Annotated in this window: 2 protein-coding genes; both read left to right on the top strand. The window is 35.0% G+C overall.

The features are described from left to right. The first annotated feature begins 43 nt into the window (after window positions 1-43). Window positions 44-11,029: a hybrid non-ribosomal peptide synthetase/type I polyketide synthase gene (locus ACIDC4_RS19430; protein WP_412044017.1), complete on the top strand. Its 10,986-nt coding sequence runs from the start codon at window positions 44-46 to the stop codon at window positions 11,027-11,029. 38 nt (window positions 11,030-11,067) lie between these two features. After that, window positions 11,068-15,789 (top strand): amino acid adenylation domain-containing protein, encoded by a 4,722-nt coding sequence (locus ACIDC4_RS19425; protein ID WP_412044016.1) that lies wholly within the window; start codon window positions 11,068-11,070, stop codon window positions 15,787-15,789. The last annotated feature ends 57 nt before the right edge of the window (window positions 15,790-15,846 follow it).

Raw genomic sequence — 15,846 nt, 5'->3', positions numbered from 1 at the left:
TAATTGAAATATAGCTTTTACAGCCTTTTAAAACAATTTAAAAATGACCAACATTCAAATTTTACTTAAGGAACTTAGAACTAAAGGAATTGTACTGAATTATTCGGAAGAGAATCTGGAAATGCATCAAATCAATGATTTGGAAATAGATGCTGCTGCTATAAACTTAGTGAAGGCCAATAAAGAGGCTATAATTGAGTATTTAAAAGGCATCTCTAGAAAAAGCAGCCACACTGAGATTCTTCAGGTACAGCCGCAAGATGATTATGCTGTTTCTTCTTCCCAAAAAAGAATATGGATTCTGAGTCAGTTTTCAGAAGCATCAATAGCCTACAATATGCCTTTTCATACAAGACTGGGCAGTGATTATCATATTGAAAGCCTTATAAAAGCGGTAGAAACAGTTATGGACAGACATGAAGTTTTAAGGACTGTATTTATCCAAACTGCTTCGGATGAAATAAGACAAAAGGTACTTACAAGAAACGAACTGCAATTAAATGTTACAGTTAGAGATTTCCGTAAAGAAGAAAGTAAAGATTTGAATGTTCAGGATTATATTAAAAAGGATTCGTACCGTCATTTTGATTTAGAAAATGGACCGTTATTGAGAGTATCTATACTACAAATTTCTGATCTTGATTTTGTATTTTACTTCAACATGCATCATATTATAAGCGATGGAGAATCGCTGAAAATCCTTATAAAAGAAATTTTAGAATGTCATGATGCCTATAAAAACGGAAATAAACCCGTTTTGAAGGAGCTGGCAATTCAATATAAAGAATACGCAGCCTGGCAGAAGAAAAAATTAGAAGAAGGCGTTTTTGCTCCTCATCAAGAATACTGGAAAAATAAGTTTTCGGGTGAAAACAGCATATTAAACCTGCCATCAAAAAAAGTACGTCCAAATTTAATGGGGCATTCCGGACATTGTCTGGGAGCGGAAATTCCATCTTCTTTGGCAGGCAAACTTAAAAAAATATGTCAGGAACAGGATGCCACCCTTTTTATGGGATTGCTGGCCAGCTGGAATATAATGCTGCATCGTTATACCTCTCAAAGAGAGATCACAATTGGTTCTCCGGTATCAGGAAGATATCATACTGATTTAAGGGATCAGATAGGATTTTATGTTAATACGATACTTTTTAAAAACAAAATAGATTCGCAAAAAAGCTTTGTTGGTTTCTTAAACAGCATCAAGGAATCTACGTTAGAAGCTTACAACTATCAGGAATATCCTTTTGATGTTTTATTAGAAGAATTACAAATTACTACAGATACCAGCAGAAATAAATTATTTGATGTACTGCTTGTACTTCAGGAATCAAGCGCTGTAAAACTTAACTTGTCAAAAGATAATGCTATAGCAGATCGCGGTAACAGGCCTGCAAAATTAGATATTGAAATAATTTTCTACAACACAGCTAATGAGTTGTTTTTTGAAACTATTTACAACACAGAGGTATATGAGAAAGAGATGGTGTCTAACCTGATCACACACTATATTAACCTATTAGAAAACGTACTGGCTGAACCTGAAAAAGAAATTGGAACTGTTGACTTTCTGTTAGAACAAGAGAAAAAACAGATTTTAGAAGTATTTAACGGTACCAAAACAGATTATCCGGAAAATCAAACAGTTATTGATCTGTTTAAACAGCAGTTGAAAGAGAATCCAGATAATATAGCGGTTGTTTTTGAAGATAAAGAGTTAACATTTAGAGAATTAGATCAGTTTTCAGGTCAGCTGGCCAATTATCTTTCTGCTAATTATGATTTAGAATCCAAACAAATAATAGCAGTTAAGCTCTACAGAAGCGAATGGATGCTGGTATCTATTCTGGCAATATTGAGAATGGGCAAAGCCTATGTGCCAATTGATCCTGATTATCCGGAGAAAAGAATAGAATACATAAAAGAGGATAGTAACTATGCACTGTCTATTGATGATGAGGAGTTAAAAGCATTTCAGAAATATCAAGATACGTATTCCGGATTTTTCCAGGAACCAGTTATTAATACCGATGATTTGGCCTATGTAATTTTTACATCAGGGTCTACAGGTATTCCAAAAGGAGTGATGAACAGTCATGCGGGATTATTTAACCGTTTGATGTGGATGAAAGACGATTTAAACATCACCCAAAACGAAATTATATTACAAAAAACACCTTATACTTTTGACGTTTCTGTTTGGGAACTTATCATGCCTTTAGTTACAGGATGCAAATTGGTTTTTGCAAAACGAGATGGTCATAAGGATCCAGTATACCTGCAAAACCTGATCGAAGAAAATAAGGTAAGTCTGCTGCATTTTGTGCCTTCTATGCTTGGCGTGTTTCTTTTAGATGTAGATTCAGATAAATGTAGCTCTTTAAAACATGTGGTGTGCAGCGGTGAAAGTCTGCCTGTTGCTGTTGTAAAAGAATTTAAAGAGAAACTGCCACAGGTAAGAATCCACAATTATTATGGCCCAACCGAAGCTGCGATAGATGTCACGGCAATAGATCTTACGGAACAGGATACCATGAACAGGGTTTCAATTGGGGCGCCTGTTGCCAATACTTCTATATACATTACAAATGAAGAACTGAGACTGCAGCCTATAGGTGTTGCGGGAGAACTTATCATTGGCGGTGTACAGGTGGCACAAGGTTACATGAACCGTCCTGAATTAAACTTGGAAAAATTTATTGAAAGTCCATTTAAAAAAGGAGAAAGACTTTACAGAACAGGAGATTTGGCCTGCTGGCTGCCAGATGGCAATATAGAATATATAGGAAGAATTGATAATCAGGTAAAAATAAGAGGAAACAGAGTTGAAATTGGAGAAATAGAATCTGTTCTGGAACAATCAGGCCTTGTAAAACAATGTGTCGTATTAATCAAAAAAGATAAATTTGAAAACCAGAATTTGATTGGTTATATACTTGCAGGTGAAGAATATAAAGAAAGTGCCTTATTAGATTACTTAAGGGCAAATCTACCGGATTACATGATTCCTTCGTTAATTATTCCGGTACCCGAAATGCCGACAACCTCAAACGGAAAAATAGACAGAGCAAAGCTTCCGGAACCTGATTTTGGACAAATTTTGACTCAGGAATATATTGCTCCAAGAAACAAAACTGAAGAAGCGTTAACTGCAGTTTGGCAGTCTACCTTGAAAATCGAAAAAATAGGAGTGTATGATAATTTCTTCCAGATGGGAGGAGATTCCATAGTTTCCATCCGATTAATCAGTGCAATAAACAAAGCATTGAATACAAGCCTTCGTGTAGATCAATTGTATAAAAACCAGTCTATTGCAGATTTGGCTGTTGCAATTGAGGCAGAACAAAACAATAATTTCACTATTGAAAGGTATTTAAGAACCAAAAAACACATTGAGAATCTTAGGGATACTGTTTTGGAAGTAATTGCAAATCCGGAAGCAGTAGAAGAAGTATATCCGATGAGCGATATACAGAAAGGTATGGTATTTTCTTCTGTAATGAATCCGGAAAAAGCAATTTACCACGATCAGTTTGTATACCAAATACCAAAGGCAGATATTGACCGCCTTAACAAGTCGCTGGCTCTCATGATAGAAAAACATGCTATATTGAGAACGGCTTTTGATTTGGAAACTTTCGAAGAGCAATTTCAAATTGTCTATAAAACAATCGATTTTGAAATAGATGTTCAGGACATTACAACTGTTCACAATGAATCGCAGCAAAACAAAATAACAGAATACATTTTAAAAGAAAGAAACCGTTCATTTGATTTTTCCAAAGCGCCTTTGTGGAGATGTACAATTTTCAATCTGAACAATAGTACAGATATATTCCTGTTTCAGTTTCATCATTCTATTTTGGATGGATGGAGTGTGGCTTCATTCAATACAGAGTTGTTTGAGATTTACGGCAAACTTCAAAAAGAAAACAATTACAAACCAGAAAAACTGGCTTATGATTATAAAGAATCTGTAATACAAGAAATAGCAGAAAAGGATAATGAGAAATCTATCGCTTTCTGGAACCAGGAATTGTCAGATTACAAAAGACTGGCTATTTTTTCTGATGTACATTCACCGGATCATTACAGAAAAATCTATGATAAAGCACTTTTAAAAGACCTAAGAGAGAAAACAAAAAAAGACGGATTAACGCTTAAGGCCGTTCTGTTTGGGGCTTATGCGCTTGCGCTAAAAATGCTTACTTACGACGACGATATTGTATTGGGACTGGTATCCAACAACAGACCAATCGTTGAAGACGGAGATAAAATCCTGGGATGTTTCTTAAACACACTTCCAATACGAATTAATTTCGAAAAGTATAAAACCACTTCATGGAACCAATATTTCTCAGCTTTAGAACAAGAACAAATTAATCTGAAGGAACACGAACGATTGACATTGTTTGAAATATCAAAAAATGCTGACGACCGTTCGAATAACAAAAATCCATTTTTTGATGTGATTTTCGATTATATAGATTTTCACGTCTATGATGCCATTGCAAGTCAAAATACAGAACATAGTTTCTCGAGTGATCAATCTTACGAAGCAACCAATACAGCATTAGATTTAACATTAAGTGCTACTGGCGGTGTATTGTCCTTTGATTACAGATTAAGAAAGAAACTTACGGTTGACGTATCTCTGGAAAGACTGCATAATTATGTAGAAAATATATTAAATCAATATCTTGATTTTTCTGATCGTAAAATGGATACAAGCATTATCCTTACTGAAGAAGAAAGAACGTTATTGCTTCAGACAACGAATAAAACAGAAGGAACTACATATTCAGGAACATTTGTCGAAGTTTTTAACGATCAGGTTCAAAAAAATCCAGCCGATACAGCCCTGATTTTCAAAGGAAAAGTATTTACTTATCTGGAACTGAATCAGCTTGCTAACCAATTCGCCGCTTATCTAAAAGAAAACCATAACGTACAGGAAAACGATCTTGTAGGGATTATGGTAGAAAGAAGCGAATGGCTGATTGTTTCTATGCTGGCTGTAATAAAACTTGGTGCAGCCTATATTCCAATTGACGGAAAGTTCCCGGAAAGCAGAAAACAATACATTAAAGAAGACAGTAATTACAAATTATGTATTGAGAACACGCATATTGAAGCGTTTATTCCTCAAAAGAACAATTACACAGCTCAAAATGTATCTTCTAGAATAAGTCCTGATAATTTGCTGTATATCATTTACACTTCAGGAACAACAGGTAATCCTAAAGGAGTAAAAGTAACCCATGCTAATCTGGTTTCTTTTCTGGATAATTTCGAAACAAGATTTGCATTTTTTGGTCTTAAAAGAATCGGTGCAACTACCAATATCACTTTTGATATTTCTATTCTTGAAATTTTAGGTGGTTTAGGAACAGGCAAAGAATTGTTTTTGTTTTCAAGTGAAGAATTAATAGATCCAGACCTATTGATGAATACCATTGCTTCTGGAGAAATTGAAATCATACAAATGACGCCTTCCAGATTAATGCAGTTGTATGAAACCGGGATTCCTTTCCCAAATAATTTAAAATTATTACTGGTAGGCGGAGAAGCCATGGATGAAGCTATGTATAACCGATTAAAAGCAGAACATTTTGAATCCATAAATGTATACGGACCAACAGAAACCACTATTTGGTCAAGCTCCTTAAATGTAAAAGAAAGTGAAGGGCTAAGCATTGGTTCACCATTAGTAGACGAAAGTATTTACATATTAGACAGCAGTAATTACCTGCAGCCTCAAGGCGTAATTGGAGAAATATGCATAAGCGGTCTTGGAGTTTCTAACGGATATCTTAACAAAGACGATTTAACAGCTGAGAAATTTATCGATAATCCATTTAAGAAAGGAGAGAAGTTATACAAAACCGGAGATTTAGGAAAAAGACTTTCAAACGGAAATATCGCCTTTCTGGGAAGAAAAGACGATCAGATAAAGATTAGAGGATACAGAATAGAACTTGGAGAAATAGAAAATGCATTACAAAAATATGCTGGTGTAACATCAGCTTTAGTGCGTGCCATTAAAGCAGAAGGAAAAGAGCTGGAATTGGCGGCCTATGTAATTTCTCAAAAAGAAATTCAGGTCAAGGAATTAAAACTGTTTTTAAGAGAATACTTGTCTGAACACATGATTCCTCTGCATATTATACAAATGGATGCATTTCCATTAACCACTAGCGGAAAAGTAGATCGTAAACAACTTCCGTTACCGGAAGAAAAATCAATAGTATCAGGAGTAAATTATACCGCTCCCCGAAATGATATCGAAAATAAACTAGTAACGATTTGGGGAACGATCCTGAATTTAAATGCTGGTCAAATAGGGATAGACAATGCCTTTTTTGAATTAGGAGGTAATTCGATTACGATAATGAAGTTGAGAAATGAAATCAGAAAAGAATTTAAAAAAGAAGTTTCGGTAGCTGCTTTGTTTCAAAATCCAACAATTCGATTGCAGGTGGAATTCATCTTAGAAGAAAAACAAAAGAACGTGATTTCAGATGAAGAAATAAACACCTTAGATTTCAATCAAGACAGTAACCAGAATTCAGATATTGCTGTAATTGGTATGGCTGTAAAGATTCCTGGAGCAAATAACATTGCTGATTTTTGGGAAAACCTTCAAAACGGAACAGAATCCATAAGTCATTTCAGCGAGGAAGAATTAAAAGCCACAGGAGTTTCAAAACTGCTGTTAAAGAATAAAAATTATGTCCGCGCCAATTCTTATATGGAAAACCGCGAATTTTTTGACGCTTCCTTTTTCGGGTATTTACCAGACGAAGCTAAATTAATGGATCCGCAAACCCGTATTCTGCATGAAGTTGTCTGGACAGCTTTAGAAGATGCCGCTTGTGACCCGTTCCGTTATAAAGGACTAATAGGCTTGTTTACCGGAGCAAGAACCAATGTTAATTGGCAGGCATTCAGCATGCTGACCAATAATAAGATTGATGAATATACGGCGGCTTATTTAAGAGATAAAGATTTTGCTTCGTCTTTGATAGCCCATAAACTTAATCTTAAAGGAGGAGTTAATGCGATTAATACGGCATGTTCAACCTCATTGGTAGCCATTCATCAAGCGTGTACAAGTTTATTGTCCGGAAATTGTACTGTAGCCTTAGCCGGAGGAGTTTCGATTAACTCGATTAAAAAAGAAGGATACTTATATCAGGATGGAATGATCATGTCTCAGGACGGACATAACAGAACGTTTGACAGCAGCGCAAGCGGAACAGTGAATGGAGAAGGAGCTGGAGTAGTAGTCTTGAAAAAATTGAGTGATGCTCTTAAAGATGGCGATAATATTATATCGGTAATTAAAGGAAGCGCCATCAACAACGACGGTAACAGAAAAGTAGGTTTTACAGCACCAAGTGTAGACGGGCAAATAGAAGTAATCAAAATGGCTCAAAGAAGAGCCGGGGTTCAGCCTGATGAAATTAGTTATGTAGAAGCACATGGTACAGCAACCAAATTAGGTGATCCTATTGAGGTAGAAGCATTAAGCCAGATTTTTGGTTTCAGTGAAAATAAATATTGTGCATTAGGTTCTGTAAAAAGTAATATTGGACATCTTGATGCCGCGGCCGGAATTGCAGGGTTTATAAAAACGGCACTTTGTTTAAAAAACAAAAAACTGGTTCCATCATTGCATTTTAATGAGTTGAATCCGAATATCAATTTCGAAAACACTCCTTTTTATGTCAGTGCAGCGCTAAAATCATGGGAATCTGAATCTTCAGTCTTAAAAGCCGGTGTCAGCTCATTTGGTATTGGCGGAACGAATGCTCACGTTATTTTACAAGAACCTCCAGTGGTTCATAACAGCCAGAAGAAAAACAAGAATGATATAATTGTATTGTCTGCAAAAACAGAAAAAGCATTGGACAATCAATTAAGTAATCTGGTTTCTTTTCTGAATAAAAATCAGGATGTTTCTGTTGAAGATTTGTCCTGGACGCTTCAAAAAGGAAGAAGCCAATTCGATTTCAGAGCTGCTTTAGTAAGCGATGAAAGTGAAACCTTGGCGGATAAGATACAAAGTACCATTAAGAAAAACATTCATAAGGCTAAAGCCAAATCTTCTGAGAAATTGGTGTTTATGTACCCAGGTCAGGGAACGCAATACATAAACATGGCTAAAGGTCTTTATGAAGATGAATTTATTTTTAGAAAAGAAATGGATTCCTGTCTGGATACGATGGAAAAAATAACTGGAGAATCCTATAAGAATGTATTATTCCCAGATTCGGAAGAAGGGAAAGAGGTAATCAATCAGACCCAATATGCACAGCCCTTACTATTTTCAGTTGAATATGCTTTAACACGTTTGCTTAACCATTATGGGGTAAAACCGGATATATTAATTGGACATAGTATTGGTGAATATGTGGCAGCTTGTATAAGCGGTGTTTTAACATTAGAAGACGCACTTTCATTGGTTATCCATAGAGGGAAAATTATTCAGCGGTTGCCAAAAGGTTCTATGTTAAGCGTTGATCTTTCTGCAGCAAAAGTAACAGAACACCTAAAAAAAGGAGTAAGCATTGCAGCTGTAAATACGCCGGAAAGCTGTGTGTTATCAGGAGAGGATAATATAATTTCGGAATTGTATGATTATTTTGAACAGAACGGAATCAAATCTCAGAAACTGAAAACATCACATGCATTTCATTCCGAAATGATGCTTCCAGTTTTAAAAGAGTACGCTCAAAAAGTATCAGAAATTACAATAGGAACGCCTGCTGTTCAATATTATTCTAATCTTACCGGTAAGCTTATCTCGTCTTCTGATCTTGAAAATGCAGCATATTGGTCAGATCATATTTTAAAAACGGTGAATTTCTCGGCAGCATTACAAGATATGATGCAGCAGGATAATCTAATTTTTATAGAAGTCGGGCCAGGAAAAACATTAAGCAATTTTGTTCGTCAGCATCAGCAAAAAAGTATTTCTATAAATGTCTTGAGACATCCAAAAGAAGAGGAAGAGGATAAAAAATATTTTGCATCCAGCATAGCAAAATTATGGACAAATGGAGTAAATATCGATTGGGATCAGTTTCACGCAGATGTAAAAAGACAAAAGATCTCTCTGCCAACGTATCCGTTTGAGAAAACAAAATACAGTATTGGTGAGGATGTCTACGAAATTGTATCCAATAATGCGATGATTCCAAAAATGGAGAAAAAGGAAAACATCTCAGAATGGACGTATGAACCTTCCTGGAAAAAAATTAGATTAACGGCTGATGAAACAGTTATCGAAGATCATTTCAAGTACTTGTTCTTTGCAGATTCTTCTAATGTAACTTCAGAAGTAATTAAGAAAATCCAAGGCAGTCAAAACGGAATAAAGGTTTCTAAAGGAACACAGTTTACAAAAGTATCTGATCAGGAATACATTATAAACCCAGAATCGTATAATGATTATGCATTATTATTTCGTACTCTGAAAGAACAAGGATTTGTACCTAATAAAATTGGTCATTTATGGAACGTATCAGCTTCCGAAGAAATCAATATTCTTACTAAGGAATATGCATCGACTGCATTCAAAGAAGGTTATTACAGCTTACTGCATATAGCAAAAAGCATAGGTGAATTTTTCCCTTCAAAATCAATAGATCTACTGGTGGTATCTAGCAGCGTTTCGGCTGTTACTGCCTCAGAAGTGATAAACCCTGTTAAAGGTGCCATAATTGGAGTTGTTGCTACAATACCAAAAGAATACCTGAATGTAAATTGCAAACACGTAGATATTGACATTAAATCTGGTTTAGATAATCATCTTATTACAAATCTGTATCATGAGTTTTTTGAGGACAAGACAGTTAAATCAATAGCGCTGAGGGGCCGTGACAGATGGGTAGAATTTTACGAAGCAGTAAAATACAATCCTGTAAAAAAAGAGCCTGTTTCAATCAAAAAAGACTCGGTTTATTTAATCACCGGAGGTATTGGAGGCATGGGGCTTGTGTTTGGTAAGTATCTGATAGAAAACTTCAATGCAAAATTAATTCTTGTAGGTAGAAAAGAAGAAACTCCCGAAGTAACATCAAAACTAAAAGAATTTGGAGGCGAAGTACTTTATATTTCTGCTGATATCTCTGAAACAGAAGATTTAAGATTCAAAATAACTCAAGCCGAAGCCATTCTTGGAAATGTTCAGGGAGTAATTCACGCTGCCGGAGTTATTGATTATGCCGGAATTATCCAAAACAGACTTATTGAAGAAAACGAGAAAGTATTTGCACCAAAAGTATACGGTACTTTGGCTTTGCATGAAATCTTTAAAGATAAAAATCTTGATTTCATGATTTTATGCTCTTCTATTTCGTCTTATGCGGCTCCGTTTGGAGAAGTTGGTTATACTTCTGCCTGTATATTCCAAAATAAATTTGCGCAGCATTTTAGCAATACCGCAAAAGAAGTCATTAGTATAGGATGGGATACCTGGTCTGATACAGGTATGGCATTAGAGGCTGTAAAAAACATGTCGGCTATTGAAAAAGAACAAAGCTTAAATCACGGAATCAGCACGGAGGAAGGATTAGAAGTTTTCCACAGATTAATTGCCAATACTGCATTAAGACAAACGGTTTCAGACTTTATTGTTTCTACCAGAAATATAGAAATGTTCAGTTTTGACTTTAACAATTACCTGAATTTCAGCAATGAAATAGAAACCGATGCAACCGCAGCAATAGAAAGTTTATTGGATCTTGACGAGTCAGCTACCCAGACAGAAAGAAAGGTTTTAGAATTGTTTAGCAGCTTCTTTGGTCATTCGGGAATTGGTTTAGATGATGACTTCTTCGAATTGGGAGGAGATTCTCTAAAAGCAATGTCATTTATAAATCAATTGAACAGAATCTTAAAAGCTGAGATTTCTCTTGTGGATTTCTTCAATAACTGCTCGGCAAGAGCATTGGCCTCATTTCTAGATAAGCTTGATTCGATAGAAAAAAATGAGACAACAAGTAATGAGATTTTAATTTAAATAAGCAATAAGTATTCATTCTCTTTAAATATAATATAGTGGAAAAGTTATTAGAAAAATTAAGAACTGAAAAAGTTTATATCTCTCTGGAGGGAGAAAACCTAAAAATTAATTTCAACGGAGAAAAATTGCCGGATGGTATTTTAGAGGAACTAAAAGCTAAAAAAGAAGACTTAAAGAGTTACTTAAAAAATACGGCTGCTGCTTCAAAATTCGATCAGATTCCGGTAGTAGAAAAAGAGGATAATTGTTATCGTCTTTCTTCTTCCCAAAAAAGATTATGGATTTTAAGCCAGCATGAAGATTCTTCTAAATCGTATAACATGCCTTTTCATGTTGAATTAAAAGGAAATTATGATGTAGACAGTTTCAAAAAAGCGGTAATGGCAGTAATAGAAAGACATGAATCATTGCGTACTGTTTTTATAACAGACAAAAACAATGAAGTATGGCAAAAAATAGTACCTGCAGAAGACATCAATTTTAGTATTGATTATAGAGATTATAGATTAGAAGCAAACATTAAAAGCGCAGTTGAGCATTATATCAACGAAGATTCTTTCAAGCTTTTTGATTTGGAAAAAGGACCGCTTTTAAGAGCAACATTACTTCAGGTAGGCGAAGCCGATTATGTTTTCTATTATAACATGCACCATATTATCAGCGATGCCTGGTCTTTACAAGTATTGGCCAATGACGTTTTTGCCTATTACAACGCTTTTAAAAACAATACGACAGCAGCATTATCGCCGCTTAGAATTCAATATAAAGATTATTCGTCTTGGCAGCAAAACAGACTGGAAGAAGATAGTTTCCTAAAAAACAGATCTTTTTGGATGGAGAAGTTGTCTGGGGAAATTCCAACGATAAATCTCCCAAATAATACCATAAGACCAAAGGTTAAAACAAGTAATGGTCATAGCCTTGAAACATATCTTGATGCAGCAACAACAAAAAACATAAAAGAGTTTGTGCAGAAAAAAGGAGGCAGCTTATTTATGGGACTTATATCTGTTTTTAAAGTGCTGATTTATAAATACACAGCACAGGAAGACATTGTAATTGGAACATTATTGGCAGGACGTGATCATGTTGATTTGGAAAACCAAATTGGATTTTATGTAAACGCCTTAGCATTGCGAAATCAAATAGACGCTGATGCCTCTTTTATTAAATTCTATGATAAGATTAAAGAGTCTACCATTAATTCTTTTACACACAGAACGTACCCTTTTGACTTATTAATTGATGATTTACAGCTAAAAAATGATCTTAGCAGAAATGTCCTGATCGATGTTTTGTTTGTACTTCAAAATGCAAGTGAGCGAATTGAAAGTTATCAGATAAGCGAAGAACAGACCACCTCTTTTACAGATAAGGGAAGCATTTTTTCAAGATTTGATTTAGAAATAAGCCTAAAAGAAATTGGAACATGTCTGCACATGGAAATCAATTATAATACTGATGTTTATCAAAGAGATATGATTGAGGCCATGATGAAGCATTACAAACAATTGCTGGCTCTTTTTACAAATAATCCCGAAGAAACAATAGCTTCGTCTAATTACCTTACAGCTCAGGAAACCAATAAACTTTTGTATGAGTTCAACCATACGCATACGGATAGAAACAGAACAGAAACGGTATTGGACTTGTTTAATAAACAAGTGCAGAATTCAGGAAACAAAACAGCTCTTATTTATAAAGACAAAAAGATTTCCTATAAAGAATTAAATGAGCTTTCAAATCAATTTTCTAATTTCTTACAGGCGAATTACGGTCTGGAAAAAAATGATTTGGTTGGAATAAAATTACACCGAAGCGAATGGCTGGCAGTAACCATTTTAGGAATTCTGAAATCCGGAGGCGCTTATCTGCCAATCGATCCAACTTATCCAGATGAGAAAATAGCCTATATAGAGAAAGACAGCTCTCTTAAATTATGTATTGATGCCGCTGTAATAGAACAGTTTTTAGCACAAAAAGATACTTTTTCGGATGCTAATACTACTGTTGCTGTTACTCCTGATACATTGGCGTATGTTATTTATACTTCGGGATCTACGGGTTCTCCTAAAGGGGTTTCGATCACGCATTTCCCATTAGCCAATTATATCACTTGGGGAGCTTCTCATTATTTCAATGAAGGCGATGAGGCAAGTTTCGGGCTTTTTACTTCTCTGTCATTCGATTTAACAGTAACCAGTTTGTTCCTGCCTCTAATAAAAGGAGACAGCCTGCATATTTTCGATTCAGATGAAGATATTTCAGAACTGTTAACCCAATATGTAAAAGCCGATGTAAAAGCAATAAAGCTGACACCGGCTCATATTACAATAATTGGAAGTTTGGGAATAGATAGCATTGCTATCGAAAAAGCTATTGTGGGAGGAGATATACTGCATACAACTCATGTAAAAATCTTAAAGAAATTAAATCCTAATATTAAAATATACAACGAATACGGACCAACTGAGGCTACCGTGGGATGTATCGTTCATGAAGTGGCTTTAGACGAGGAAAATGTGCTTATTGGAAAACCAATAGCCAATATGGAAGCTTATGTTCTTGATAAAAAACTGGGTCTTGCTCCTATAGGAGTTACGGGAGAATTATTTCTTGCAGGCGAAGGTTTAGCTCAAGGATACCTAAATAATCCGATTTTGACAGCCGAAAAATTTATTCCTCATCCTTTTAAACAAGGTGAGAAAGTTTATACAACCGGAGATCTTGCATTTTGGACAGCCGATGGAAATCTGAAATTTTTAGGAAGAAAAGACAATCAGGTAAAAGTTCAGGGATATCGTATAGAATTAGGAGAAGTTGAACATACTTTACTTCAAAATGAAACTATAAAAGAAGTAGTAGTATTGGCCATTGAAAATGATTTTAAAGAAAAAGAATTGGTTGCTTATTTCACTTCTTCAAAACAAGAAGATGAGGCAGCATTACGAAATCACTTTAAAGGGCTTCAGCCAGAGTATATGGTTCCGGCCAGCTTTATCCAATTAGATGAATTTCCATTAACGTCTAATGGTAAAATCGATAAAAAACAATTGGCAGATAACCCGTTAGTTTCTAAGAGAGACACAGCACCTGTTAACGAGTCTCCTGCAAATGAAACCGAACAAAAAGTCATTGATATATGGCAAAAAGTTCTTAAAAGAGAAAATATAGTAGTTCACGATGATTTCTATTTGTTAGGAGGAAACAGTTTAAAATTGATCCGTCTTATAAACGAATATCACAATGAATTTAATGTAAAGCTAAAAATGAAGGATTTGTTTGCAAATCCGGTACTTCAGGATCAGGCAAAAATTATAAGATCTTCTGTTCATGCAGATTACCTTGAAATAGAAAAAGCCAGCCCGGCAGAAAATTATCCACTGTCAGAAGCACAAAAAACGTTGTGGTATATCAGTCAGGTAAAAGAAAGATCAGTTGCTTACAATATTCCTGTTACAGTAGAATTAAAAGGCAGTTATGATGCAGACAAATTTATAAAAGTCATTAATACAGTCGTAGAACGTCATGAAATCCTGAGAACTGTTTTTAAAGAAAATGAATCGGGAGAAGGCAGACAATGGATTATACCTGCGAATGAGATTAACGTTCCTGTTTCTTACTTTGACTATAGAAACGAAACGGATAAAACGAACAAAGCATTACAGTATATCGCAGAAGATTCCTTTAATCCTTTTGATATAGAAAACGGACCTTTATTGAGAGCCGCTTTATTTCAAATCGAAGAAGAACATTACCTGTTTTACTACAACATGTTCCATATAATTAGTGATGAGGTTTCTATGGATGTATTAAAAAGAGATGTGCTGGCTTTTTACACTTCTTATACAGAAAATACAACACCTGATTTGCCTGTTCTCAACATTCAGTATAAAGATTATGCAGTTTGGCAATTGAAGTCCGAAAACGGTGCCAAGTTCACAGAAGATAAAAATTATTGGAAAAACAAACTTTCGGGCAATTTACCATTACTGAATCTGCCGTCGCAAAATACCAGACCTGCTGTAAAAACCTATAACGGATATAATCTCGGAACTTACATTTCTGCCGAAACCAGTGCTAAACTTAAAGAGTTCTGTAATAATCAAGGAGGAAGTTTGTTTATGGGAGCTTTAACAGCCTGGTACATCCTGTTTCACAAATACACGAACTCAAACGACATTATTATGGGGACTCCGGTGGCAGGAAGAGAGCATTTTGATCTTAAAGACCAGATAGGATGTTATATAAACAATATAGCATTAAGGCAGCAGATAGAGTCTGATACTGATTTTATCTCTCTGTTTAAAGAAGTAAGACAATCAACCATCAGCAATTACGAACATCAATTATATCCTTTTTATAGAATTGTTGAGGATTTACAGTTAAAAAATGATTTAGGAAGAAACCAAATTTTTGATGTCATGTTCTCTTTCCACATCGCTGATGAAAACCAAAAGTGGGAAGGCATAAAATATACAGACAAGATTATAGATTATGGAGCAGCCAAATCAAAACTGGACATCCTGATTAACTTCTATGAGTACGGAGAGCTGCTGTATTTTGATATTAATTTCAATACAGATATCTACACCAAAAAGGCAATAGAAGAAGTAATGGGCAGCTATAAAATAATACTCAATAAACTTTTAGAAAACCCAGCAGAAAGTATTGCCGGCCTTGATTATAAATCAGAAATGGCAAAAGAGAAAAACCTTAAAAATCTTCAGAAACTTAAGCTTTTAAAACAAATTTAATAAGCGGTTTACGTAGCAACACATTAAAATCTAATAGCGATACTTAAAAAATTGAAA

The organism is Flavobacterium sp. C3NV (assembly GCF_046825355.2).
GTDB lineage: Bacteria > Bacteroidota > Bacteroidia > Flavobacteriales > Flavobacteriaceae > Flavobacterium.
This window is presented reverse-complemented; position numbering and strand designations above follow the sequence as displayed.

Excerpts from the sequence above, each read along its gene's own strand:
- ACIDC4_RS19430 (WP_412044017.1), top strand. The coding sequence starts at position 44 with ATGACCAACATTCAAATTTTACTTAAGGAACTTAGAACTAAAGGAATT.